The 24,356-nt window shown below is 72.3% G+C and carries 19 protein-coding genes; 11 read left to right on the top strand and 8 right to left on the bottom strand.

The genetic code is table 11. The features are described 5' to 3' along the window. Positions 1-32 precede the first annotated feature (32 nt). Positions 33-1,610 carry a CDP-alcohol phosphatidyltransferase family protein gene (locus BJ981_RS22740; RefSeq protein ID WP_184613534.1) on the top strand — a complete coding sequence of 526 codons (1,578 nt, stop codon included), beginning with the start codon at positions 33-35 and terminating at the stop codon, positions 1,608-1,610. Next, positions 1,607-2,326 (top strand): DUF5941 domain-containing protein, encoded by a 720-nt coding sequence (locus tag BJ981_RS22735; RefSeq protein WP_184613532.1) that lies wholly within the window; start codon positions 1,607-1,609, stop codon positions 2,324-2,326. The genes BJ981_RS22740 and BJ981_RS22735 overlap by 4 nt, the downstream gene beginning before the upstream one ends. Before the next feature lie 57 nt (positions 2,327-2,383). Here BJ981_RS22735 and BJ981_RS22730 read toward each other — a convergent pair whose 3' ends face one another. Together BJ981_RS22730 and BJ981_RS22725 are read right to left on the bottom strand one after the other, a co-directional pair. Beyond that, positions 2,384-3,109 carry an ABC transporter permease gene (locus tag BJ981_RS22730; protein ID WP_184613531.1) on the bottom strand — a complete coding sequence of 242 codons (726 nt, stop codon included), beginning with the start codon at positions 3,107-3,109 and terminating at the stop codon, positions 2,384-2,386. Next, positions 3,106-3,864, bottom strand: coding sequence for an ABC transporter ATP-binding protein (locus BJ981_RS22725; protein ID WP_184613529.1), 759 nt, complete (start codon positions 3,862-3,864; stop codon positions 3,106-3,108). Before BJ981_RS22725 ends, BJ981_RS22730 begins: the two co-directional genes overlap by 4 nt. Positions 3,865-3,957: 93 nt before the next feature. Between BJ981_RS22725 and BJ981_RS22720 the strand changes: the two genes are divergently transcribed. The 3 genes from BJ981_RS22720 (at position 3,958) to rocD (ending at position 6,621) form a co-directional block, all read left to right on the top strand. Then, on the top strand, positions 3,958-4,419 hold the full coding sequence (locus BJ981_RS22720; protein WP_184613527.1) for an Lrp/AsnC family transcriptional regulator: 462 nt from the start codon (positions 3,958-3,960) through the stop codon (positions 4,417-4,419). Positions 4,420-4,573: 154 nt separating this feature from the next. Further along, complete coding sequence (gene ddaH / locus BJ981_RS22715; protein ID WP_221314750.1) at positions 4,574-5,374, top strand: dimethylargininase; 801 nt, start codon at positions 4,574-4,576, stop codon at positions 5,372-5,374. Further along, entirely contained in the window at positions 5,371-6,621 is a 1,251-nt protein-coding gene (gene rocD, locus BJ981_RS22710; RefSeq protein WP_184613525.1) for an ornithine--oxo-acid transaminase, read from the top strand. The genes ddaH and rocD overlap by 4 nt, the downstream gene beginning before the upstream one ends. 55 nt (positions 6,622-6,676) lie before the next feature. Here rocD and BJ981_RS22705 read toward each other — a convergent pair whose 3' ends face one another. Together BJ981_RS22705 and BJ981_RS22700 are read right to left on the bottom strand one after the other, a co-directional pair. Beyond that, a complete protein-coding gene (locus BJ981_RS22705) occupies positions 6,677-8,263 on the bottom strand; it encodes an alkaline phosphatase D family protein (protein ID WP_184613523.1) in 1,587 nt (528 codons plus the stop codon). Positions 8,264-8,318: 55 nt separating this feature from the next. Continuing rightward, positions 8,319-8,792, bottom strand: coding sequence for a MarR family winged helix-turn-helix transcriptional regulator (locus BJ981_RS22700; RefSeq protein WP_184613521.1), 474 nt, complete (start codon positions 8,790-8,792; stop codon positions 8,319-8,321). A 47-nt stretch (positions 8,793-8,839) separates the two neighbouring features. Here BJ981_RS22700 and BJ981_RS22695 point away from each other — a divergent pair, with 47 nt between their 5' ends. The 3 genes from BJ981_RS22695 (at position 8,840) to BJ981_RS22685 (ending at position 12,608) form a co-directional block, all read left to right on the top strand. Further along, positions 8,840-9,934: a substrate-binding domain-containing protein gene (locus tag BJ981_RS22695; RefSeq protein ID WP_184613519.1), complete on the top strand. Its 1,095-nt coding sequence runs from the start codon at positions 8,840-8,842 to the stop codon at positions 9,932-9,934. 236 nt (positions 9,935-10,170) lie between these two features. Continuing rightward, complete coding sequence (locus BJ981_RS22690; RefSeq protein WP_184613517.1) at positions 10,171-11,601, top strand: APC family permease; 1,431 nt, start codon at positions 10,171-10,173, stop codon at positions 11,599-11,601. Then, positions 11,598-12,608: an acetamidase/formamidase family protein gene (locus BJ981_RS22685; protein ID WP_184613515.1), complete on the top strand. Its 1,011-nt coding sequence runs from the start codon at positions 11,598-11,600 to the stop codon at positions 12,606-12,608. The genes BJ981_RS22690 and BJ981_RS22685 overlap by 4 nt, the downstream gene beginning before the upstream one ends. A gap of 256 nt (positions 12,609-12,864) precedes the next feature. On the opposite strand, the gene BJ981_RS22680 is transcribed toward BJ981_RS22685, so the two are convergent. The 4 genes from BJ981_RS22680 to BJ981_RS22665 form a co-directional block, all read right to left on the bottom strand. After that, positions 12,865-13,773 (bottom strand): Gfo/Idh/MocA family protein, encoded by a 909-nt coding sequence (locus BJ981_RS22680; RefSeq protein ID WP_184613513.1) that lies wholly within the window; start codon positions 13,771-13,773, stop codon positions 12,865-12,867. A gap of 23 nt (positions 13,774-13,796) precedes the next feature. Further along, the gene (locus BJ981_RS22675) at positions 13,797-14,729 is read right to left on the bottom strand and encodes a TolB-like translocation protein (protein ID WP_184613511.1); all 933 of its coding nucleotides are present in this window, start codon (positions 14,727-14,729) and stop codon (positions 13,797-13,799) included. 150 nt (positions 14,730-14,879) lie between these two features. Continuing rightward, positions 14,880-15,818: an NAD-dependent epimerase/dehydratase family protein gene (locus BJ981_RS22670; protein WP_184613509.1), complete on the bottom strand. Its 939-nt coding sequence runs from the start codon at positions 15,816-15,818 to the stop codon at positions 14,880-14,882. 107 nt (positions 15,819-15,925) lie between these two features. Next, positions 15,926-16,246, bottom strand: a complete 321-nt coding sequence (locus BJ981_RS22665) for a YrdB family protein (protein ID WP_239139007.1) — start codon at positions 16,244-16,246, stop codon at positions 15,926-15,928. Positions 16,247-16,685: 439 nt separating this feature from the next. On the opposite strand from BJ981_RS22665, the gene BJ981_RS22660 reads away from it, so the two are divergent. The 3 genes from BJ981_RS22660 to BJ981_RS22650 all read left to right on the top strand — a co-directional run bounded on the left by BJ981_RS22660 (position 16,686) and on the right by BJ981_RS22650 (position 24,256). Then, positions 16,686-17,006, top strand: coding sequence for a CU044_2847 family protein (locus BJ981_RS22660; RefSeq protein ID WP_184613505.1), 321 nt, complete (start codon positions 16,686-16,688; stop codon positions 17,004-17,006). A 1-nt stretch (position 17,007) separates the two neighbouring features. Further along, on the top strand, positions 17,008-23,490 hold the full coding sequence (locus BJ981_RS22655; protein WP_184613503.1) for a serine protease: 6,483 nt from the start codon (positions 17,008-17,010) through the stop codon (positions 23,488-23,490). Positions 23,491-23,551: 61 nt separating this feature from the next. Then, positions 23,552-24,256, top strand: coding sequence for a TetR/AcrR family transcriptional regulator (locus BJ981_RS22650; RefSeq protein ID WP_184613501.1), 705 nt, complete (start codon positions 23,552-23,554; stop codon positions 24,254-24,256). Positions 24,257-24,356: the final 100 nt, after the last annotated feature.

Genomic DNA, 24,356 nt, shown 5'->3' with positions numbered 1-24,356 from the left:
GCCGGTCCCCGCACGCTGCCTGAAAGGGTGACATGACCCGCGTGGTCCTGCTGGGCGCCTCGCCCGGCCCGATCGCTTACGACGAGCCGAACGTCCCGCCCGCCCGCCTGGCGCTGACGTCGCTCCCCGGCTCCCCTACCGTCCTGGCACGGCTGTACGGCCAGCTCACCGCCATGGACCCGGAGCCCGTCGCCATCGTCCGCCCCGCCGACGCCGACGATCACCGCCGGCATGCCGCGCGGGTCGTCGAGTCCGCCGACACCGCCGCCGACCTGCGGGCGCTCGCCGACGCCGCCGAGACCGCGGGCGACAACCTCTTCCTCATCCCCTCCGGGGCCGTCGTCCACGACGAGCTGATCTACCAGATCATCAAGTCCAAGCGCGGCGCGCTCGCCCTGGTCGCCAAGGAGCCCCGCGAGGAGGACGAGAACGGCGAGCCGGTCGGCTACGACGTCCCCATCGAGGAGGCCGAGCCGGAGATCGGCGACCGCGACCTCGAAGGCCTCATGGTCCGGGCCCGCGTGAGCCGCACCCGCGTGGTGTCCGTGGGCTCGGCCTTCCACGCGGTCACCCGCCCGAACGCCGTCCTGCTCGGCCCGGTGCACGTCCACCAGCGGCACGCCGCCGTCCTGGCCGAGGCCGCGCGCGAGCTGGCCGACATGGCGCACCTGTTCGGGCCCGAGGACGATCTCGTCCAGCTCCTCGTGCTGGGCCTGGTCCGCAGGGGCGTGTCGGTCGGCATCCGCGGCCGCAGGGACCTGTTCTACGCCCGCGTCCGCTCCCAGGCCGAGACCGACGCCGCCGTGGCCGCCATGGCCGGCATCGACGAGGACCGGGCGCGGCTCAACAACGCGGTCAAGGGCGCGGACGGCTTCTTCACCACGTACTTCGTCAGCACCTACTCGCGCTTCATCGCCCGCTGGGCGGCCCGGCGCGGCCTCACCCCGAACCAGGTCACGCTGATCTCGATCGCGCTCGGCGTGCTCTCGGCGGTGGCCTTCGCGACGGGCACGCGCGCGGGCGCGGTGGCCGGCGGCCTGCTGATCTACTTCGCCTTCGTGTTCGACTGCGTGGACGGCCAGCTCGCCCGGTACGCCCGCAAGTTCGGCGTGCTCGGCGCCTGGCTGGACGCGACCTTCGACCGCGCCAAGGAGTACGTCGTGTTCGCGGGCCTCGCCGTCGGCTCGCTCGTCGCGGGCCAGGGCGACGTCTGGACGCTGGCGCTGGTCGCCCTGTCGGTGCAGTCCGTGCGCCACCTGCTGGACTTCTCCTTCGGCGTGGCCAACCGCCGCAAGCCGCCGGTCCCCCTGCCCACGCTGGCGCTGAACGTCCCCGACGACCGTCCTCTGCGCGACGCGCTGGAGAAGCGCCGCAACACCCGCACCGGCGGCGTGCGCGGCCTGCTCAAGCTCTGGACGCGCGCCGGGCGGTTCCGCGCCGTCCACTGGGCGCGCAAGATGATCGTCTTCCCGATCGGCGAGCGGTTCGCCGCCATCGCGATCACCGCGGCGATCTTCGAGCCCCGCATCACGTTCCTCACGCTGGTCATCTGGGGCACGATCGCCGCCGCCTACACGCTCACCGGACGTCTCATGAGGTCGCTCGCATGATCACCCATCCGCAGGCCGCCGCCGCCCCCGTCCCCGACCCCGACGAGGAGCGCCGCCGCGTGCAGACGGCGCGCCTGCTCGCCTACCGGGACGACGGCCCGCTGGTGGCGCTGCTGCGCGGCGCGATGGGGCCGGGCCTGCCCCCGGTCCCCGCCACCCTCGTGGCGCTGGCCGCCGTGATCGCGATCGGCGCGAGCGGCCTGCTCGGGGACGGCACGGGCGCGGTCATGCTGCTGCCGGTGGTCGCGATGCTCGTGCTGGTGATCCCCACCGCGCCGCGCGACCACCTGGGCCGGTTCGACTGGCTGGTCCCGCCGCTGCTCCGGGGCGCCGAGTTCCTCACCGTCATCCTGCTCGGCCTGGCGGCGGACACCCCCAAGTGGCTGCTGTTCGTGCTGATCTACGTGGTCGGCTACCACACCTACGACACGGTGTACCGCACCCGCCAGGGCATCTGGCCGGCCCCGTGGGTGTTCCAGGCCGGCCTCGGCTGGGAGACCCGCCTGCTCCTGCTCGGCGTGGGCGCGGCCCTCGGCGTGCTCACCTGGGTCGTGGCCGCCCTGTGCCTGTACCTCGGCGTGCTGTTCGCCGTCGAGAGCGTCACGAGCTGGGTGCGCCTGGACAAGCAGGCCTCTCCCGCCCAGGCCTCCGACGACCTGGAGGCCTCCCCCGAGGAGGCCATGGAACAGGCCACCGGCGAGGCCGACAAGGCGTGAGGGCATGACCAAGGAGGCGGGAGCGGTCGCGCTCCCGCCTCCTTGGTCTTTCGGACGTCAGGCGTTCTCGTGGTGGAAGCGGCGGGTGGCCAGGGCGAGGGTCAGGACGGTGAAGGCGAGGGTGACGGCGGCGCCGACGAGGGCGGGGGCGGAGGTGTAGGCGCCGGCGTAGAGGGCGCGCAGGGCGTCCACCGCGTAGCGGAACGGCGTGAGGTGGGACAGCACGTCCAGCCAGGCCGGGGCCAGGGTCATGGGGAGCAGCGCGCCGGAGAGCAGGAGCAGCGGGACCAGCACCGTGCTCATGATGGGCGCGAACAGGTCCTGGTTCAGGGTGAGCGCGATCGCGTACGACAGCGAGGCCAGGCCGATCGCGAGCAGCAGGACCAGCAGCGTGCCGAGCAGGACGCCGGGGAGCGGCGCGCGCAGGCCGAGGGCGTAGCCGAGGGCGATGAGGCCGGCCGCCTGGATCAGCAGGACCAGCGCGTCCTTCAGCACGCGGCCGAGCAGCAGGGAGACGCGGCCCGCCGGGGTGACGCGCAGGCGTTCCAGCACGCCGAAGCGCTGGTCGAAGACGATGCCGAAGCCGCTCATGCCCGCGCTGAGCAGCCCGAGCTGCATGAGCAGGCCGGGGACGAGGACGTCCCAGGACCCGACGCCGCTGCGTGCGAACAGCGGGCCGAACAGGAACAGGAACAGCACCGGCTGCAGCGCGCCGAACACCAGCGCCGCCTTGGTGCGCATCGTCTGGCGGATGTAGAACCTGGCGAGGATCAGGGCGGTCATGCGGCGGGGGTCTCCTTCAGAGGACGGCCGGTGAGGGTGAGGAAGACGTCGTCGAGGGTGGCGGCGGGGCCGATGCGGCTCTTCAGGTCGGCGGGGGCCCCCTCGCCCGCGACGCGGCCGGCGTTCATGATCAGGACGCGGTCGCAGAGGGCGTCGGCCTCGTCCAGGTAGTGGGTGCTGAGGAAGACGGTCAGCCCGGCCTCCGATCGCGACCGCCGGATGTGCTCCCAGAGCCCGGCGCGGGCGCGCGGATCGAGGCCGGTCGAGGGCTCGTCCAGGAAGAGCAGGGCGGGCTCGTGGACGAGGCCCATGGCGATGTCGGCCCGCCGCCGCTCCCCGCCCGACAGCGACCCCGCGGGGCGGCCGGCCATGCCGTCGAGGCCGAACTCGGCGAGGGCGGCGGACGCCCGGGCGCGGGCCTCGGCGCGGCCCATGCCGTACAGCCGGGCCTGGAGTTCGAGCTCCTCGCCGAGCAGCCCGCCGGGGCCGATGGCGCCGCCCTGGGGCACGTAGCCGATGCGGCGCCTGACCTCGGCGGGCTCGGTCAGCAGGTCGTGGCCCGCGACGGTGGCCGTGCCTCCGGTGGGGCGCAGCAGCGTGGTGAGCATGCGCATCGTGGTGGTCTTCCCCGCGCCGTTGGGCCCGAGGAACCCGACGATCTCACCGGGCGAGACGTCGAGATCCACCCCTTGGACGGCGTCGATCGTGGCGGTCTTGGTGGCGAAGGTCCGGCGCAGACCTCTGGCGCGAATCATGCCGAGTAGAGTAACACCAAACTTGGAGTCACTTAAACTTTGAGGTGACCCCGGAAAGTGTGCGGGTGGCGGACGGGCTGTATACAGGTGCCCGTGGAGCTGGATGCGCTTGATCGTGCGATCGTCGGGGCCCTGGTCGAGGACGCCCGCTCGACGTACGCGGAGATCGGGCAGCGGATCGGCCTGTCGGCCCCCGCGGTCAAGCGCCGGGTGGACCGCCTGCTGAGCACCGGCGCCATCACCGGCTTCACCGCGCGCGTCGACCCCTCCGCGCTCGGCTGGACCACCGAGGCGTACGTCGAGCTGTTCTGCCGGGGCAAGACCTCCCCCGCCGAGATCGGCGCCGCCGTCGCGCGGCACCCCGAGGTCATCTCCGCCTGCACGATCACCGGCGAGGCCGACGCGCTGCTGCACATCCGCGCCACCGACGTCCGGCACGTCGAGCAGGTCATCGAGCGGGTGGCGGCCGAGCCGTTCGTCGTGCGCACCAAGAGCGTGATCGTGCTGTCCCGGCTCATCGACACCCCGCACGCCCGCAACGGGATCGCGCCGTGAAACCGGAACGCCGGGGCACGCAACAAATCGCCGTTTCGGCCCGCTACTACGCAACCGATCCCCGATGCCGCGCAATCGCCGCGCCTGGCAGGGCCCGTTACCCGTTTCTAGGCTGATCTCATCCCTGACCAGCCGTTTTCCGACGGAGTGATAGATGGCCCACACCCGGCATTACCTCATGTGCCGTCCCGAGTACTTCGCGGTCGAGTACGCCATCAACCCCTGGATGGACCCCGCCGCCGGCGCCGACACCACCGTCGCCGTCCACCAGTGGGAGAGGCTCAGGGACGTCTACGAGGAACTGGGTCACACCGTCAGCCTGATCGACCCGATCGAGGGCCTGCCGGACATGGTCTTCGCCGCGAACGGCGCCCTGGTGACCGGCGGACGGGTGTACGGCGCCCGGTTCGCCAGCGTCGAGCGCGCCCCCGAGGGCCCCGCCTACCTGCGCTGGTTCCAGGACAACGGGTACGGCCCGGTGATGCAGCCCACCCAGACCAACGAGGGCGAGGGCGACTTCCTCACGCTGGACGACGTGATCCTCGCCGGGACCGGCTTCCGCACGGCGATCACGGCGCACAAGGAGGCCCAGGAGTTCCTCGGCCGCCCCGTCGTGACCCTCCAGCTCGTCGACCCGCGCTACTACCACCTCGACACCGCGCTGTTCCCGATCGACGGCGGCAACGTCGCCTACTACCCGGGCGCCTTCTCGCGCGGCAGCCAGGAGGTGCTGCGCCGCATGTTCCCCGGCGCCGTCCTCGCCTCGGCCGAGGACGCCGCGGTGCTCGGGCTCAACGCCGTCAGCGACGGCCACAACGTGGTGATCAACATGGAGGCCGCCGAGCTGTCGCTAGAATTGAAACGCCGGGGACTGAACGTCATCCCCGTCGACCTGAGCGAGCTGCGCAAGGCCGGCGGCGGTCCGAAATGCTGCACCCTGGAGATCCGCGTATGAGCACGCCGACCACCCGCGAGCTCATCGAGCTGAGCGAGCGGCACAGCGCCCACAACTACCACCCGCTGCCGGTCGTCGTGCGCGAGGCGCGCGGCGCGTGGGTCACCGACGTCGAGGGCACCCGGTACCTCGACTGCCTGGCGGGCTACTCCTCGCTCAACTTCGGCCACGGCAACCCCGTGATCCTGCGGGCCGCCCAGGAGCAGCTCCAGCGGGTCACCCTCACCAGCCGGGCGTTCTTCCACGACCGGTTCGCGGCCTTCTGCCAGGGCCTGGCCGAGCTGTGCGGCAAGGACATGGTCCTGCCCATGAACACCGGCGCCGAGGCCGTGGAGACCGCGATCAAGGTGGCCCGCAAGTGGGGCTACGAGGTCAAGGGCGTCGCCCCGGACCAGGCGAACATCGTGGTCATGGAGGACAACTTCCACGGCCGCACGACTACGATCGTGAGCTTCTCCACCGACCCCGACGCCCGCGACGGCTTCGGCCCGGCGACGCCGGGCTTCAGGATCGTCAAGTACGGCTCGGCCGAGGCGGTCCGCGAGGCCATCGACGAGAACACCGTCGCGGTGCTGCTGGAGCCGATCCAGGGCGAGGCCGGCGTGCTGGTGCCCCCGGCGGGCTACCTCGCCCAGGTCCGCGAGATCTGCGACGAGCACGACGTGCTGTTCATCGCCGACGAGATCCAGTCGGGGCTCGGCCGCACGGGCGACACGTTCGCGTGCGACCACGAGGGCGTCGTCCCGGACATGTACGTGCTGGGCAAGGCGCTCGGCGGTGGGGTCGTGCCGGTCTCCGCGGTCGTCGCCGACGCCGGCGTGCTCGGCGTGATCAAGCCGGGGCAGCACGGTTCGACGTTCGGCGGCAACCCGCTGGCCTGCGCCGTGGGCGAGGCGGTCGTGGGGCTGCTGGCGACCGGCGAGTTCCAGGCCAGGGCGCGGGAGCTCGGCGCGCTGCTGCACGAGCGCCTGCGCGGCCTGATCGGGCACGGTGGGCCCGGCGGGCAGGGCGTGGTGGCGGTGCGGGGCCGCGGCCTGTGGGCCGGGGTGGACATCGACCCCTCGCTCGGCACGGGCCGCGACGTCTGTGAGGCGCTGATGCGGCGCGGCGTGCTGGCCAAGGACACCCACGGCTCGACGATCCGGCTGGCGCCGCCGCTGGTGGTGTCGGAGGAGGAGCTGAACTGGGCGATCGACCGCCTGGCCGAGGCGCTGGCCGAGCTGGCGGCCCGCGCCGGGCGCGCGTAGGGCGGCGGACGGCGGCCACCGGCTGTCACTGCGCGCCGCCGGTGGCCCGTCCGGCTCAGGGCGCGAGCCGGACGGCGGTGAGCTCCTCGAAGTCCGGGCGGGCGGTGTGCCAGCGGACGACGGCCGAGCGGCCGTCCAGGTCCAGCGACGCGAGGGCGTTGGGGAACCACGGGCCGTCGGTGATCTTCCAGCGGAGCGTGCGGCGGGGCAGCTTGGCCGTGCGGACCAGGACGATCCCGGCCAGGCTGGCGACCCCGAACGAGCCGATCACGTTGGCCAGGCGCAGCACCCGGCTCAGGGGGTTGCGGATGGGCGAGCAGACGGCCTGGTAGATGCGCGCGGAGTCCAGGTCGGCCGAGACCGGGCCCGCCGCCGCCAGGTAGGAGTAGTGCACGTCCCCCGACATCAGCACGATGGTGGCGGGGGCGCGGCCCTTGCGGCCGGAGGCGACGTCGACCAGGACGTGGCCGAACTCCTCGAACGAGCGGCGGAAGGCGCCCCAGTGTTCGAGGTCGAGCGCCTGGCGCAGCTTCTCGGCCCAGCGGGCGGCCCTGCGTCCCCAGGCGCCGTCGGCGACGGCCTCGTTCCAGCTCTCGACGTCGAAGATGCCGCTCGGCAGGAAGACCGGCACCGAGGAGCCGACGAGCAGATGGTCCACGTCGCCGGTGGCCAGCTCGGTGAACCAGTCCCACTCGTCCTGGTCGAGCATCCTGCGGTCGCCGGTGTCGAGCTTCCTGGCGCTGCGGGTGTCCAGCATGACCAGGCGCGTGCCGGCGATGTCGCGGGAGTAGCTCCACCGCGTCGAGGCCGGGTCCTCGTCGGCCTTGGCGGCGAAGGCGTCCAGGATGGCGCCGCCGTCGCCGTCGCGGCCCTCGGACACGACCGCGGCGTAGACGGGGTCGGCCTTGCGCTCGGACGGCGAGAGGTTGCCGATGTGCTGGTACACCCAGTAGGCGCCGAGGGCCGAGACGATGCGGGTCTGCCACCAGGGCACCTCGGCGATCTCGCGGCGCCAGGTCTCGGAGGTGTTCCAGTCGTCGCGCACGTCGTGGTCGTCGAAGATCATCGCGGTGGGGACGGTGGACAGCACCCAGCGGACCACCGGGTCGGTCCACGCCTGCCGGTACAGCTCGGCGTACTCCTCGTAGTCGACGATCTCGTCGGGGCCGTCCTGCCTGCGGGCGTGGATGAAGTCGAGCATCTCCTGCGACGGCTCGTCGGCGTAGACCTGGTCGCCGAGGAACAGCATGAGGCTCGGCAGGTCGCCGCCCTCCATCAGCTGCCGGCCGTAGGCGTGCAGGATGTCGACGCCGTGCGTCCTGACGTGCTCGTCGTCGTGGGGGACGCTGGTGCGGCAGGAGCCGAAGACGACCCTGCCGAGCTCGCGCAGCGGGCATATGCGGCTCGGCGGCGCGTCGTCCAGCGGCCAGACCGTCTCGCCGTCCAGTTCCACGGTGTAGGCCCCGGTGGCCTCGATGTCGACGAGCGCGTAATGGTGGCCGTGGACGGTGAAGGTGCGGTCGGCGGCGCGCAGGCCCCCGGCCTCGATCGTGACCTCGCACGGCGCGCTCGTCTCGACCCACACCGAGGCGACCGCCTCGTCGACGTACCGCAGCAACGGCCCTACCAGTAGTTCGGGCACGTGGCCTCCCCTCGTGAGCATGCGATATGAACCATATGCACGAACTCGCCCGGGGTCAGCCTCCCAGTGCCTCCACCAAGCGCTCCAGCTCGCGCATGAGCTCTTCCGTCCGGGCCGCGCCATAGGTCGCGAGGATCGCCCGATGGTGCTCGGCGATGCCCGCCTCCAGGCGGCCCAGAAGCTCACTGCCCCGATTTGCCAGGAAAACCGCTACTTTGCGGCGATCTGCCGGATCATGCCCGCGGTAGACCACCGCCCGGTCCACGAGGCGGTCCACCGCCTTGGTCAGCGTGGGGTGCGGCATGAGCGCGGCCTCGGCAAGGTGGCCCATGGAATGCCCGCGCCCGTCGGCCAGCGCCTGGAGGATGCGCCACTGCTCCACCGTGACGTCCTCGGCCGCCAGCGCGGCCGCCAGCCCGCGGTTGACGCCGCGCTCGGCGCGGGTCAGCAGGTAGGCCAGCGACGAGCCGAGACCCCCGGACGCCGGCGCCTCCTCATGCCTGGCCGGGAAATGAGGTGTCGTCGTCATCGCCGAACTCCCTTCGTGCGCGGGTGCCCGAGAGGATACTCTTACGCGTGACCAATCCCGTCACGGTCGTCATCGACCCCCTCGAAGCGCATCTGCTCAAGGCCGAGGCGTTCCGCGTCGGTCTGGTGGTTCCCGTCTCCGGGGTGCTCGGCCTGCTCGGGCCGTGCGCGATCAACTGCGCCATGCTCGCCGCCTCGGAGGTCAACGCGGACGGCGGCGTGCTCGGCAGGCCGGTCGAGCTGGTCCTGATCGACGCGGGCGCTCCCCCGGCCGAGGTGGCGCGCGAGGTCGCCGGGCTGACCTCCGCCGGAGCCGTCCAGGGACTCGTCGGCACCCACACCAGCGACGTCCGTGTCGCCATCGAGCGCGTGGTCGCCGGGGTGGTGCCGTTCGTCTACACCCCGCCGCACGAGGGCGGGACGCGGCGGCCGGGCGTGTACTACCTCGGCGAGCCCGCCTCGCGCCAGGTCGGCCCCGGCCTCGACTGGCTCATCGACAACCGCAGGGCGCGGCGCTGGTTCCTGCTCGGCAACGACTACGTCTGGCCGCGCCTGGTGCACGCCTCCGCCCGCGCCCACCTGCGCGCGCGGTCGGCCACGGTGGTCGGCGAGCGGTTCGTCCCCTCCGGCACCATCGACACCGGCCCCGTCATCGAGGAGCTGGCCGCCGTGCGGCCGGACGCCGTGCTGGTCAACCTCATCGGCAGCGACCTCGTCGCCTTCAACCGGGCGTTCACCGCGAGCGGGCTCGGCTGCGCGCGGCTGTGCGGCGCCCTGGAGGAGCACGGGCTGCTGGCCATCGGCGGCGACACCACCGGCGAGCTGTACGCCGCCATGGGCTACTTCGGCACCCTGACCACCGACGCCAACCTCGGGCTGGCCGAGCGCTACACGCGCGGCTTCGGTCCCGCGGCGCCGCTGCTCAACGGGCACGGGCACGGCTGCTACGAAGGCGTGGCGATGCTGGCGGCCCTGGCGCGGCGCGCGGGCTCCCCGTCCGTGCGCGCCATCGAGGCGGCCGCGGACGGCACCACGATCACCGGCGGCCGTGGCCGGGTCACCCTGGCGGGCGGCCAGGTCAACCAGCGCGTGTACGTCGGACGGGCCGACGGTCTGGACTTCGATGTGGTGACCTCCGTCTGAAGAGGACGGGCCGGAGCGACATAACGGTCAGCACGACCGGGCGGCGCCCGCCGGCCACGCCGCCGCGCACGCCCGGGGAAACCCGTACGAAACCGCAGGTCATCACGGCGGCACAGCCCCCGGGCCCGCCGTCACGCGACCGTGTGTCCCTTTTGTAAAACTTTCTCGGGAAACCTTTTCGGTTTCAAGGTTTCGCCCTATCGTACGGCTCTGCCCTGCGTTTGAAGGAGCCCTTCATGACTTCCCCCTTCGATGCGCCGCCGTCAAGCTCCCAGGCGTCGCCCGCCGACTCCGGCGTCGAGCGTTTCGGCTACAAGCAGGAGCTCCAGCGCTCGCTGAGCTTCACCGACCTGCTGATCTACGGGCTCATCTTCATGGTGCCGATCGCGCCGTTCGGCATCTTCGGCAGCGTCTTCCAGGCGTCGGGCGGCATGGTCGCGCTCGCCTACGTCATCGGCATGGTCGCGATGGCGTTCACGGCGCTGTCGTACGCGCAGATGGCGCGCGCCTTCCCGATGGCCGGCTCGGTCTACACCTACGCGGGCCGGGGGATCGCCGCGCCGGTGGGCTTCCTCGCGGGCTGGGTCATCCTGCTCGACTACGTGCTCGTGCCCGCGCTGCTCTACCTGGTGGCCAGCGCGGCGATGGCGTCGTTCGTCCCCGCCATCCCGATCTGGGGTTGGCTGATCGGCTTCATCCTGCTCAACACGGTGGTCAACTACTTCGGCATCGAGATGACCGCCCGGATGAACCGCGTCATGCTGGTCGGCGAGCTCATCGTCCTGGCGATCTTCATCGTCATCGGGCTGTTCGCGCTCGCCCAGGGCAAGGGCCACGGCGGCGCGCTCACCCCCCTCTTCGACTCCTCGACCTTCTCCTGGCCGCTGGTCTTCGGCGCCGTGTCGGTGGCCGTGCTGTCCTTCCTCGGCTTCGACGGCATCTCGATGCTCGCCGAGGAGAGCCGCGAGAGCACGCGCAAGCTCGGCCGCTCCATGGTCTACGCGCTGATGCTGGCGGGCGCGCTGTTCATCGTGCAGACCTGGGTCGCCGCGCTGCTCGCGCCCGACCGCGCCGGGTTGATCGCCAACGGCGACCCGGCCGGCAGCGCCTTCTACGACACCGCCGAGTACGCGGGCGGCCACTGGCTGAGCGTGCTCACCGCCGTCGCCACCGCCGTCGCGTGGGGCTTCGCCAACTCCCTCGTCGCGCAGGCCGCCACCTCGCGCCTGCTGTTCGCGATGGCCAGGGACCGGCAGCTCCCGCGCTTCCTCGGCAAGGTGCACCCCAAGCACAAGGTGCCGGTGAACGCCACCTTCCTCGTCGCCGCGGTGTCCCTGGCGCTCGGCCTCTACATGAGCACCCGCGAGGACGGCATCCCGGTGCTCAGCTCGCTGGTGAACTTCGGCGCGATGACCGCCTTCCTGGCCCTGCACATCTCGGTCGTCGTCCACTACGTCGTGCGCAAGCGCAGCCGCGCCTGGTGGCCCCACCTCGTCGCCCCGGCCATCGGCTTCCTGATCCTGCTCTACGTCGTCATCAACGCCAAGATCGCCGCACAGACGGTCGGCCTCATCTGGCTGGCCGTCGGCGTGCTGATCCTCCTCTATATGCGCATATTCGGCCGGAATCTCCACCTGTCCGGCATGAACACGGAGGTCCACAAGTGAACGTCATCTCCTACCGGCCCGGCCCTGACGAGCTGTCCTACACGTTCGGCGGGCGCGCCGCCGTCGGCTCGGTCAAGCCCGGGACGATCGTGGAGCTGTTCACCGAGGACTGCTTCGGCGGCCGCGTCCGCGGAGTGGGCGACCTGCCGTCCCAGGTCTGCGAGTTCCCCTACCTCAACCCGGTCACCGGACCCTTCCACGTCGACGGCGCCGAGCCCGGCGACACGCTCGCGCTGCACTTCGTCTCCATCGAGCCCGCGCGCGACTGGGCGGTCTCGACCACGTTCCCGCACTTCGGGGCGCTGACCGCCACCCACACCACCGCGATGCTGCACCCGCCGCTCGACGAGGTCGTGTGGATGTACGAGGTGGACCGGGAGCGGCGGACCGTCCGCTACCGGGCCAGGCGCGGGGACTTCAGCGTCGAGATGCCGCTCGACCCCATGCACGGCACGGTCGGCGTCGCGCCCGCCGCCTCGGAGGCGCGGATGACGATCACGCCCGACGCGCACGGCGGCAACATGGACACCCCCGAGCTGCGGGCCGGGGTCACCGTCTACCTCGGCGTCAACGTCGAGGGCGCCCTGTTCTCCATCGGCGACGGGCACTGCCGCCAGGGCCACGGCGAGGTGTGCGGCACCGCGGTCGAGGCGGCGATGAACACGGTCGTCGCCGTCGAGCTGATCAAGGGCGTCGCGACGCCGTGGCCGCGGATGGAGGACGACGGCCACCTGATGTCCACCGGCTCGGCGCGCCCCCTGGAGGACGCCTACCGCATCAGCCAGCACGACCTGGTCACCTGGACGGCCTCGCTCACCGGGCTCGACGAGCTGGACGCCTACCAGCTCGTCAGCCAGGGCGGCGAGGCCCCGGTGGGCAACGTCTGCGACACCAACTACACGATGGTCGCCAAGCTTCCCAAGGCCTACCTCGGCGCCCCCGACCCGTACGAGTTCGCGCACACACGGCTGCGCGGACTGGGCCGGGAGTACCTCTCCTCCCGCTGAGACCGCGGCCCGGGGACGCCCGCCGGATCCCTGAGTTCTCGCGAATCCCTGATCCGAGGACTTCCGGCGCGGCGTCCCCGGCGCCGCCGAGGCCGCGGGCCGGGGACGCGCGGCTCGTCCACTCCCCCGCGCCTCCCCGGCCCGCGTACACCGGCGTCTTCCCACGCGCGTCTCACCACGGGGGCGGAGACGCGCGTGGGACGGCTCCCCGACAGGCCGCGCGGAACGGACCGCCCCCGCCGGACGTCGCGGACGACTAGCCGGCGGCGGTGACGACGCGCTCGCACAGCTCGTGGGTCAGCAGGGCGTCACGCGCGGAGATGACCCGCCCGGCGCGCACCGCGGCGAGGAACTCGGCGCAGAGCTGCTCGATGCCCCGCTGCCGCCCGACCGGCGTCCAGTCCCCGCGCCGTGCCAGCGTCTCGCCGCCGGAGTAGTCCACCACGTCGCCGAGGTTGACGACCCTGCGCTTGCGCCCGCCCCCGATGACCTCACACGTCTCCTCGGCGGCCCCACTGACCCTGCTCATCATCCCGATCGCCGTGAACGCCCCGGCCGCGTGGTCGCCGGTGAGGCGCAGGACCACGTGCTCCAGGAGTCCTTCCCGGACGCGGACGTCCACCGTCACGCCGGAGACATCGCCCGGCGCGAGGAACCGCAGGGTGTCGACCACGTGGATGAAGTCGTCGAAGACGACCCGCCGGGCGACGTCCGGCTGCCCCGTGCGGTTCTTCTGCATGACGACCAGGTCGCGCGGCCCGTCGAGCAGCGCGGCGTACCCGGGGGCGTGCCTGCGGTTGAACCCGACCATCAGCGACCGCCCGCCCTCCTCCGCGAGCCGCGCCAGCTTCTCGGCGTCGGGCAGGTTGTCCGCCAGGGGCTTGTCCACGTAGACGTGCACGCCGGCCCGCAGCAACGTCTCGACGATCTCGACGTGCGCCTCGGTCGCGGCGTGCACGAACGCCGCCTCCACCCCGGCGGAGACCACCTCGGCGACGGAGGTGACCCGCTCCGGGAGCCGGTAGGCGTCCCCCAGGCGGTCGAGCGTGGCCCGGTTCCGCGTGCAGAGCAGCAGGTCCACCCCCGGCGTCGCCGCCAGCACCGGCAGGTACGCCTTCTCCGCGATGTCCCCGAGCCCGATCATCGCCACCCGCGTCACGTCCATGCCGAGAGCCTACGCGCGGGCGCTCAGCGGATGACCTGCAGGAGGCCGAGGTTCTTGGCCTTGGCGGGCTCGGCGAGGGTCTGGAGACGCTTGCCCGTCGCGTCCAGGACCACGAGGTCGTTGTGCGTGCGCCCGGCGACGCGGACCACCAGGCGTCCGTCCGCCAGGTACAGCGCGCCGACGAGCCGGCCCTTGACCGGGATCGGCAGCTTCTTGCCGGTCATCGTGTCGACGATGGTCGGGGTGAACAGGCTCGGCCAGCCGCCGTCGCCCTGCGGCTCGCCCCTGCGCACCATGTGCACGATCACGTTGCGGCCGTTGGGCGACAGGCTCTGCACGTGGGTCGGGTAGGAGATGCCCTTGGCCTTCACCGCCTTGCCGGTCCGCAGGTCCAGCTTGTGGACCCCGTTGGCCGAGCCCGCGTAGCCGGCCAGGTAGCGGCCGTCGCCCGACCAGGTCAGGTGGCAGACCCCTTCGGTGACGCCCGCCTTCTGCCGGCCGGTGCCGTCCAGGTTGACGATCGTCACCGGGGAGGCGTCGGTCTTGCTCGGGTTCACGAAGGCCACCCGCCGGGAGTCGGGCGACCACGTCGGCGTCAGGCAGGGGCCGCCGTTCACCGCGCCCTTGGCGATGGTCGTCACCTTGCCGCCCTGGCTCACCTTCACCTCGCCGCGCGGGGTGATCCAGGCGACCTTCCTGCCGTCCGGCGAGGCGGCGAACTCGAAGTTGTCCGAGGGGGTGCTGATCCGGGTGAAGCCCTTGCCGGGCTCGTACCGGTCGATCCCGATGCGGTCGGTGTAGGAGTAGAAGACGGCCGCGCCCGTGAGGGGGCGCACGGCCGTGGCGGCGGGCTGAGTGGCGGCGCTCGCGGAGGCGAGGGCCGGGGATGACAGGGTGGCCAGCGTGGCGGCCGTCGCCGCGGCCAACGCCGCGGCCGCCGGTACCCGAAGCTTCACGGGGGTGTCTCCGTCCATGGGTGCGTGCTCGTGCTCGTACTTGGGATTGGACGCCGCCGGGCGCGGCATTGTTCGCCTTCCCCGGCCGCCTCCTCCCAGCCGAGCATGATCCCATCCCGGCTCCGCGCCGGCCGCGCCCGGGATCGCCCGTCATGCCGCCCTGGTCGCGCGCATCCACGTGATGGTGCGCACAAGCGCCTCGTCCAGCGGCGTCGGCCGGACGCCGAACGTCGTCTCGAACGCCGTGGAGTCCACGACGAACGGGCGCACGAACTGGTGACGCGTCTCCTCCAGCTCGCGCAGCAGCGGCGAGAAGAGCCCGCCCGCGCGCATCACCCAGTGCGGGATCGGCTTGACGCGCGGGGCGGCGACCCCGGCGATGGCGGCCGCCCGATCGGCCACCTCCTGGATCGTCAGGGCCGGGCTCGTCGGGACGTGCCAGGCGCGGCCCCAGGCCCGCTCGTCGGACCCGGCCGTCGCCAGGGCGCGCGCCACGTCCGGCAGGTAGGTCATGCTGTGCGGCTGCCCCGGGTCGGCGGGAATCCGTACGGTCCTGCCCGCCAGGACGGGGCCGAGGAACCGGTCCCCGAAGAAGGACTGGCCGGTCGTCTCCGGGCCGAAGTAGTCCGATCCGCGCACCTCGGTGGCGCGCAGCCGTCCGGCCCGGTGGGCGGCGAGCGCGTCGGCCCACATGCGCGCGCGGACGCGGCCCTTGGCGCCGGTCGAGGCGAGGGGCATGTCCTCGGTCATCGGACGGTCGACGGGGCCGTACCCGTACAGGTTGCTCAGGGTGACGAGCACGGCCCCGCTCGTCTCGGCCGCCTGGAGCAGGGCGGCGGCGATGGGAGGCCAGTCCTGCGGCCAGCGGTGGTAGCGGGGGTTGGCGCAGTTGTAGAGGGCGTCGGCCTTCCGCGCGACCTCGGTCAGCCGACCGGCGTCCCCGGCGTCGGCCGCGACCCGCGTCACCCCGGGCAGCTCCGGGCCCGCGCCCGAGCGGGTCACGATGACGACCTCGTGCCCCTCGCCGGCGAGCAGCTCCACGAGCCGCGCCCCGACCTGCCCGGCCCCGACGACGACGTGCTTCCCCATGGTGATGTCCTTTCCGTGACGGCGGCCCCGATGGCGCGCCGCCGAGTGTTCCGTGAGGGATTTCGAGCCTTTGCGGCTTCTGGCGGGTCGTGGTGCGGACGACCCGGCTATGCGACCTGCGCCCAGGCGACGCGCAGGGCCGCGTTGACGGCGAAGGCCGCGGCGAAGACGAGCGAAGCCGTCGTGAGGCCCGCGGCGGCGGCCGCCGCGACGCCTCCGCCGAACCAGAGCACCTCCAGCACCGCACGCGACGGGCCGCGGAGGGGAACGCGCGCCTTGGGCGACCCGAGCAGCCCCCAGACCACGGCGAACATCACCGGCGCGCCGAGCCCCACGAGGATCCCGACCGGCCACGCCACCCCCAGCGTGAACCCCCAGTACCCGACGGCCAGATACACGGCCAGTTCGAGCACGAACATCAGCCCCATGTTGGCTCCCCTGGCCACGCCCATCGTCCACCCCGCAAAAGCTCGATCCCTGCTCTCTTCCGAGAGCAATGCTCTCGCACAAGCACGGCAACGGTCAAGAGCAGTGCTCTCACTCATGTCCATCGCTCTCACACCTCCCTCCGAGGCGAGGCGACGAGGCATGAGCGGTGGATGGAGAGGCACGGGAGGACCGCGTCCGCGCGCGCATGCGGCCGACGAGCGCGTATGCGGGCCGACGCCCTCGCATGCGGGCCGACGCGCTCACCGCCCACCAGGGGCCGTCGCAGAGGGGGCGCAGGCATCGAGTAGACGCGAGGGGGCGCGCGTCGAGAAGACGCGGAGGGCCGGGTGTGGAGAAGGCACGCCGCCGTCCCCGAGGGGGTTACGATCCGCCATACGTGCTGCAGGCGACCCCCTTCACCTCTCCCCCGGAGCCGATGTGAGCGAGCTCATGCGTATGCCCCTGTCCGGCGGCGGCCACGTCATCGTGGAACTGCCCGAGGACGCGCCGGGAGTGCGGCGCGCGTCGCGTCCCGGGGAGCGGATCGAGGCGGCCGTGACCTCCCTGCAGTCCGCCCTCCAGCCGATCAGGGAGGCCGCCGAGGCCGCCCTCGACACCTTCCGCGCCGCCGGACCCGACGAGGTGGAGATCGAACTCGGCGTCAAGCTCAACGCCGAGGCCGGCGCGCTGATCGCCAAGTCCTCCGCCGAGGGCCACCTCACCGTGAAACTGGTCTGGCACCGCGCCACGGAGTCCTGACATGCGCCCCTGGTCGGTCCGCGTCCACGGCCCCCGAGGCATCTGCGGCGCCGGCGTCCTCCTCGACCCCCACCACGTCCTCACCTGCGCCCACGTCGTCAACACCGCCCTCGGCCGCCCCCCGGACGCCTCGGAACCTCCCGCCGACCCGATCGAACTCGACTTCCCGTTCACCGCGGACGGCCACCGCGTCAGCGCGTCGGTCGCGGCCGGCGGCTGGTTCCCGATCCAGGGCGACGAGCGCGGCGACGTGGCCGTCCTCACGCTGGCCGCTCCGGCCCCGGACGGCGCCGCCCCGGCCGTGTTCCACGAGCGGGCCGAGCGCGGCACGGCCGTGCACGCCTACGGCTATCCACCCGGCGTGGACACCGGCGTCTGGGCGGTCTCCTACGAGGTCGGCGACCCCGGCGGCCCGGAGTGGATCCAGCTCGACGCGACGAGACCGATCGGCCGGCGCATCGAGCACGGCTTCAGCGGAGCCGCCGTCGAGCGTCTGGACGACGGCCGCGTGGTCGGCATCGTCGTCACGGAGGACCCGACCGGCACGGCCAAGGTCGCCTGGATGCTGCCCACGTCGGTCCTGTCCACCCGCTGGCGATTACCGCACGTGGAGCGCTCGCCGCACGACGGACTCCGCGTAACCGCCTCACGCCCGGCCGGCCTGGCGGACGCGGCGCCGGAGGTGGCCGGGGTGCTCCGCATCATGCGGCAGGTCGCCGACGACCTGCCGTACCCGCTGCGCGGCGGCCACGGCCGTCTCCCCCTGTCCGGCGTCTACGTCCGCCAGAGCGTCACCGCCTCCTCCGAGCCGCGCCGGCCATGGGAGGACGGAATCGAGGACGGCCCGGAAGAGGAGCGGCGCCCCGGCTCCGGGCTGTCCCAGCCCTTCGAGCAGGTCTTCGAGCGGCACGATCACCTGGTGATCGAGGGCGCCGCCGGGCTGGGCAAGAGCACGCTCGGCCGGGTGCTGACCCGGCACATGGCCGAGCGCGTACTCTCCTGCCAGGACGCTCCCGTCGACAGCGACACGGCCCTGATTCCGATCATGCTGCCCGCGCGCGTGCTGGCCGCCCACCTGGACCGTAGCTGGCCCGAGGCGCTCCAGGCGTCGGTGACCGCCGAGTACGGACGCCCCGACGGCGAGGTGCCTGCCGGCGTGTTCTCCCGCCCCCTGCACGGCCTGCGCTGGCTGATCGTCGTGGACGCCCTCGACGAGATCCCCGACCAGGACGACCGGGAGCGCCTGCTGACCGCGCTGGCCGCCCGCGTCCCCGACGGAGACGGCCCGGCCCGGTACCTGATCACGACCCGCCCCCTCTCTCCTGGGGAGATCGACCGGCTGCGCGGGCCCCGGGTCGGCTTCTACGCGCTCCAGCCCTTCGACGACGAGGCCCTGCGCGAGTTCGCCCGCAACTGGTTCGACCCCGGGAACACCCCCTCGGGCGACGCGGCGGCCGAGGAGTTCCTGCGGCAGGTGCGGCTGGCCGGCCTGGAGGAGATCCTGGAAGTGCCGCTGCTGGCCACGGTCGCCGCGCACGTCCACCAGTCCCGCCGCGACCGCCCGCTCCCCGCCGGCCGCTACGAGCTGTACGAGGAGTACATGGCCCAGTTCGCCCGGGCTCGTTCCGGGACGGCCGCCACCACTCTGGCCCCCCTCGACGCTGTACCGGACGGCCCGGCCCTGGCGACGTGGCTGCGCGAGCACCAGGCCGACCTGATGGAGGCCCTGGCGACCGCGTACACGACGAGCGAGACCGCGCTCATCGAGGTGGCGCGACGCTACCTCTCCGAGCACGCCCCGACGCCCGCGCGCCTGCCCCACGACTGGGACGACGTCCTCGCCGAATGGCTGTGCCACTCGGGCATCCTCGGCAGAAGCGGCACACGCCTACGCTTCCTCCACCAAACCTTCGCCGAACACCTCGCCGCCACCGCCCACGCCAAGATCCTCCCGGAGTTCCATCCCGGCGAGCCGCCGTGGGATGCGCTGATCCGCGACCTCCTTTTGGAGGACGAGACCGCCGAACGCGTACTCCTGCACCACCTGCACCTGACGGGCCCGGACGGAGGGCCGCTCGACTGGCTACAGCGGGGAACGCTCGACCAGCGTGCCTGCGCGGACCAGCTGGTCGACATGGGCGCGCCGACCTCTGAAGCCCAGCTCGACGCCTACCTCGTCCGAGCCGAGGACAGGGCCCGCACGGACTCCGCCGACCTGGGTGGCCTGTTGGGACTCACGCGCCACGCCGAGGTCCGCCGGCGCTTGGAGGCCCTGGTGCATGACTCGTCCGTCGGCGAGGAGGCGAAGATCCAGCTCATCGACGTGCTGCGTGAACGGTCCGACGATGTGCGCCGCGACGGCCCGTTCCTGCTCCGGGCGCTCCTCGCCGCCGATCGTCCTGCGCGAATCCGCTGCCAAGCCGCCACGGCCCTCGCCCGCTTCGGCGGCGAGCACCGCGCGCGGGCCGCAGAGACGCTCATCACGCTCGGCGGCGACCCGGCAACCGGCATCGGGCAGCGCCTGAGCGCCGTGGAGAGCCTCAGCCGACTCGGTGGCGACCACCGCACGCGCGCCGGCGCGATCCTCCACGACCTGGCGACCGATCCGGCCGTGAACCACTGGTCGCGCATCCATGCCGGGGAAGAGCTGGCCAAGCTGGGCGGTGAGCACCGTGTCCGAGCTGCCGAGGCCCTGCGGGAGGTGGCGAGTGATACGGGTGCCCAGGACTGGTTCCGCCGGGCGGCCGCGCAAACCCTCGCCGGACTGGGGGGTGCCTACTATGGCATGGCGATGGACCTGCTCCGCGGGCTCGCGAACGACTTGAGGACGGACAAACACGAACGGGGATCCACCCTGGCGATCATGGCGCTGCTCGACACGGCCTACCGCCGGGAGGCCGCCGCCGTCCTCACCGAACTGGCCACCGACCTCGGCAAGTACCCCTACTACCGCCGCGTCGCAACCGAGGAACTGGCAGATCTCGGCAGGGACGAACGGTGTGAAGCGGCCCGGATCCTCTTCGAGCTGGCCATGGAACCGCACCCCGACGCTGACGAGCGGTTCCGTGCGGCCGAGGCGCTGAGCGAGTTGGGGCACGAATTCAGGTCCAAGTGCGTGGAAGCCCTTGACCTGCTGGGCAATGACCTCGCCAGCACGGCCGCCTTCCCGGCTGCTTCCAAGCTGGCCGTGCTCGGCGTGGACGGGCAGGCGCGGGCGGCTGGGATCCTTCTACGCCTCGCCGCCTCTCCCGCCGTTGCGGTCGAGGATCGCTTCGAGGTGGCGACCACGCTGGCGAAGCTCGGGGACGAGCACTCAGCGAGCGTGCTCGGGCTCGTGCGCGCGTTGCTGGAGGATCCCTTCACCTCGACCTCCCACCGTGTGCTCGCCGCCGCGGTCTGGGCCGCGCTCAGACCCCAGGACGGACCCGCCACCACCGCCCTGATCCACCAGCTCGGTACCGCCACGACGACGGAACCGAAGGCTCGTCTGCTCGCCTCCCGGGTCCTGGGCGGCATGGGACATCGAGGTGCCGCCCAGGCTGCGGGACTGCTCCACTCCGTGGCGACCGATCAGCTGGTCGACGCCTACGATCGCAGGAAGGCCGCCGAAGAGCTCGCCTCGTTCGGGAGCGAGCGTCGCGACCAGGCCGCCGCGGTTCTCGGTGAGCTCGCGGCCGATCCGACCGACGAGTCGATGGATCAGCCACAGGCCGCCGAGACACTCGCGGCGCTGGGGGGTGTGCACCGTGAGCGTGCCATCCGGGCGCTGCGGCGACTGGCCGCCGACCCTACGCGACGACAAGGATGGGAACGATCTTATGCCGTCCGCGTGTTGCTGAGACAGGGCACTGAACAGGCCGACGAGGCAGTCGCGTGTCTACACGACCTAGCCACCGACCCGGCTCAGAGCATCGACAGCCGGGGACGGGCGGCGAAGGAGTTCGCCCAGCTACGGCCCTGGTACCGCACGCGGGCGATCGAGATCATCCGCGGACTGGTGGACGACCCCATGGGGGACGACCTGGATAAGCCGCATCTCTTGGCGACCATCAGCGAGTTGGACAACAGCCGACGTGCGGATGTCGCCGAAGCCCTCCACCTCATGGCGACGAACCCGCTGATGACGAGCACCGTACGTGAGGCGGCGGTGTGGCATCTGATGCGGCTGGACGACAAGCGGAAGTCCTGGGCCGAGGCCGCCCTGCGGGCGCTGGCCGAGGACTCCGATCTCGGTTCCTCCGCTCGCCGGAGGGTGGCCAAGGAACGAGCCAAGCTGGGCGGGGAGTCCAGGCGTAGCGCAGCGACCCTTCTGTACCGGATCGCGCTCGACCCCGGAGTCGATCCAGGGGAACGAGCGGAGGCGGCGCAAGACCTGGCGACGCTGGGCGGGGAACACCGGGACCAGGCCGCGGACGCCCTGTTCGTCATAGCCACAGAGGCGCACGCGGCACCGGACGTGCGATGCTCGGCCGCCTGGCAGCTCATCGTGAACGGCGGCGGGCACCGCGGTCGGGGTATCGAGATCCTCGACGAATTCGCCCACGACCAGGCCCTCGACCCGGACGACCGGTTGAACGCCTTACGTCGTCTCGCGAGGCTCGGCCCGGCCACGCTGTCCCGTGCCGTGAACGCCCTCGACCGGCTCGCGCGCGAGCCCGGTGCCGGAGGGTTCGTCCGCCGGTGGGCGGCCGAGTCACTGGCCCGGATGCCCTCGCCGCACACCGACGCCCTCGCCGTCGAGGCCCTTGGTGTGCTGGCCGAGGATGCGGAGGCCGACTCCTGGAACCGGTTCTGGGCGGTCGAGCGGCTGATGACCATGGGGCCGGAGGCTCGGCGCCGGGCGTTGCGTGTGGTGAAGTCGTTCTCCACGGTCCCGGCCGCAGCAGAACCCCTCGACGGCGATACGGAAGAGGCCGCCCACGCTCTCACCGACACCACCGATACGGCCGATACTGCCGGGCCGCTCGAGCACGCGGAGTTGCCCCGTGTACTGGCCGTCGCCTGTCTCGCCGACATCGGCGAAGGGCATCATTTCCGGGCGGTGGACCTGCTCATCCGAGTCTCGGAGGATCGGGCGCGCACGGGCCGCGAACGCATCCTGGCGACCCTGTCGCTCCTGCGCATCGGCCCACTCCATCACGAGCGGGGCGCGCTCCTGCTCCATTCGATCGCCAGCGATCGAGCCGTCCGGGCATGGGAGCGCCGCCAGGCCGCCGAAACGCTCGCGCGTCTGGGGCACCGAAACCGCGTGCGCGCGGCCAGGTTGCTTCGCGCGGTCGTCGGGGACGACTCCGCCGACCCGTGGGAACGCGGTGAGGCCGCCTTGGCACTCGACTCGCTGGACCTCACCGCACGACCTGACTCCGTCGCCGCGCTGCGGCAGATCGCCGGTGACCCCGCCGTTCCTATCGAACAGCGCCACCTTGTGACAGACGCTCTTCTGCTCCTCGGCCGCGAGGGACGGCGCACCGCGATCGAGACGCTGCAGGATATCGGCCTGGACGTAGGGGTGGTGGACGACGCGCGCAGAAGAGCCCTCCTTATCCTAGCCCGGCAGGAGGACGCGCCCCGCGAGGTCGCCTTCCGCGCGCTCGCGGAGATGGCGGGAAACCCCGGCCTCGCCGCCAGCACCCGTCGGCGCGCCGCGCTGGACCTCGCCGACATGGGCAAAGAACGGCGCACGGAGGCCGTGCGGGCGCTCCGCCTGCTCATCTCTGATCCTCAGACGGACACCGCGCACCGCGCGCTGGCCCTGGACGCCCTGAGTGCCATCGTGCCTGACGCCCCCGCACGCCCTCCGCTCTCCTCGGGGTCCCGCGACTCCGCCACCGAACCGTCCGAGGATGGCCCGCCGTCCGGCGGTGACGAAGCATGCGGCCCGTCCGCCCACTCGGCCGGTCGGCTGGGGCGCGAGGCGGGTGAAGCCCTGCTGCGGGCCGCACGGGATGCGTCGGTTCCTCCACCTCTCCGGTTTGAGACGACGCAGGCCCTTATCTCTCGTCACGCTGAGAGCCTGCCGCAGGCGGTCGAGGTGCTACGGGAGCTCGCGACGCTGCCCTCCACCTCTGCGCGAGAACGCCTAGCGGCCATCCAGGCTCTGGCCCGCCTAAAAGCCCACAACCCTACCCTGCCAGCCCTCCGGGAGTTCGCGGTCGGCGTGACCGGAGCACCGTACGAACAGGCCATGGTCCTGTTCGCCCTGGCGAGTGTGGACCCGTCCCAGAGGAGCGCCGCGGCCGCCCTGGCCATCCCCATTCTCGAACGGCCCGGCGTACCACCCGAGGATCACCTTGACATCGCCGTGGGACTGGCCGGTCTCGGCCCGCGGTACCTGCACCCGGCCGTCATGGCGTTGCACCGGCTCGCCACCGATCCCTCGGGGAACGATGTGAGCAGGTACCGCGCGGCCGGAGCGATCGCCGATCTGGTGGGCGACGAGGGGCGGGTCAGAGGGCCGCTCTGGCTCCGCGAACACGTCGAGTGACACATCGACCAAATTGGAGCAGCGCTCTCGATTTAATGCAGTGCTCTGATACAGTGGCAGGATGAACGCCAGTCGTACCGCGCGGGAGCGGGTCAGGGCCGAGTTGGTCGGGGAGATCAAGGAGGCGGCGCGGCGGCAGCTCGCGGTGGAGGGGGCCGCGGGGCTGTCGTTGCGGGCTGTGGCGCGGGAGCTCGGGATGGTGTCGTCGGCGATCTATCGCTACTTTCCCAGCAGGGACGAACTGCTCACCGCGCTGATCATCGAGGCCTTCGACGCCGTGGGGGCGGCGGTCGAGGAGGCGGACGCGGCGTGTCCCAGGGATGCGTATCTGGAGCGGTGGATGGCCGCCTGCCGGGCCATCCGGACGTGGGCGCTGGCCCATCCGCACGAGTACGCGCTGATCCACGGCTCGCCGGTGCCCGGCTACGTCGCCCCGCGGGACACGGCCGCGGCCGCCGCGCGGGACGGCATCGTGATGGCGGCGATCCTGGGCGAAGCGCACCGGGCGGGACGGCTCGCGCCCCACCCCCAGGGACTCCCCCCCACGCCGCCTTCTTTCGCCGAGGACGCGGCGGGGCTGCGCGAGTCCCTGTTCTTCGCGCTGCCCGACGAGGTCATCATGCAGGCGGTGATGGCGTGGACGTCGATCTACGGCGTGGTCAGCTTCGAGCTGTTCGGCATGTACAACAACGTCATCACCGACACGGCCGCCGCGTTCGACCACCACGCCCTGTGCCAGGCCCGCCTCTTGGGCTTCGGCGACTGACCGGGCGGTCCGGAACCCGGCACGCGCCGCACCCGACAACCGGCGCGGCGAGGGGCCCTCGCGCCATACGATGCGCACACGGGGCGAATGCCTGCGATCC

The organism is Sphaerisporangium krabiense (genome assembly GCF_014200435.1).
Lineage (GTDB): Bacteria > Actinomycetota > Actinomycetes > Streptosporangiales > Streptosporangiaceae > Sphaerisporangium > Sphaerisporangium krabiense.
The sequence above is the reverse complement of the archived record's forward strand: the minus strand, read 5'-3'. Positions and strand labels throughout refer to the sequence as shown.

Bases quoted from the DNA above. Each gene is read 5' to 3' on its own strand.
- BJ981_RS22740 (WP_184613534.1), top strand. From the start codon at position 33: ATGACCCGCGTGGTCCTGCTGGGCGCCTCGCCCGGCCCGATCGCTTAC.
- BJ981_RS22735 (WP_184613532.1), top strand. From the start codon at position 1,607: ATGATCACCCATCCGCAGGCCGCCGCCGCCCCCGTCCCCGACCCCGAC.
- BJ981_RS22730 (WP_184613531.1), bottom strand. From the start codon at position 3,109: ATGACCGCCCTGATCCTCGCCAGGTTCTACATCCGCCAGACGATGCGC.
- BJ981_RS22725 (WP_184613529.1), bottom strand. From the start codon at position 3,864: ATGATTCGCGCCAGAGGTCTGCGCCGGACCTTCGCCACCAAGACCGCC.
- ddaH (WP_221314750.1), top strand. From the start codon at position 4,574: ATGGCCCACACCCGGCATTACCTCATGTGCCGTCCCGAGTACTTCGCG.
- rocD (WP_184613525.1), top strand. From the start codon at position 5,371: ATGAGCACGCCGACCACCCGCGAGCTCATCGAGCTGAGCGAGCGGCAC.
- BJ981_RS22700 (WP_184613521.1), bottom strand. From the start codon at position 8,792: ATGACGACGACACCTCATTTCCCGGCCAGGCATGAGGAGGCGCCGGCG.
- BJ981_RS22690 (WP_184613517.1), top strand. From the start codon at position 10,171: ATGACTTCCCCCTTCGATGCGCCGCCGTCAAGCTCCCAGGCGTCGCCC.
- BJ981_RS22680 (WP_184613513.1), bottom strand. From the start codon at position 13,773: ATGGACGTGACGCGGGTGGCGATGATCGGGCTCGGGGACATCGCGGAG.
- BJ981_RS22670 (WP_184613509.1), bottom strand. From the start codon at position 15,818: ATGGGGAAGCACGTCGTCGTCGGGGCCGGGCAGGTCGGGGCGCGGCTC.
- BJ981_RS22665 (WP_239139007.1), bottom strand. From the start codon at position 16,246: ATGGGGCTGATGTTCGTGCTCGAACTGGCCGTGTATCTGGCCGTCGGG.
- BJ981_RS22655 (WP_184613503.1), top strand. From the start codon at position 17,008: ATGCGCCCCTGGTCGGTCCGCGTCCACGGCCCCCGAGGCATCTGCGGC.
- BJ981_RS22650 (WP_184613501.1), top strand. From the start codon at position 23,552: ATGAACGCCAGTCGTACCGCGCGGGAGCGGGTCAGGGCCGAGTTGGTC.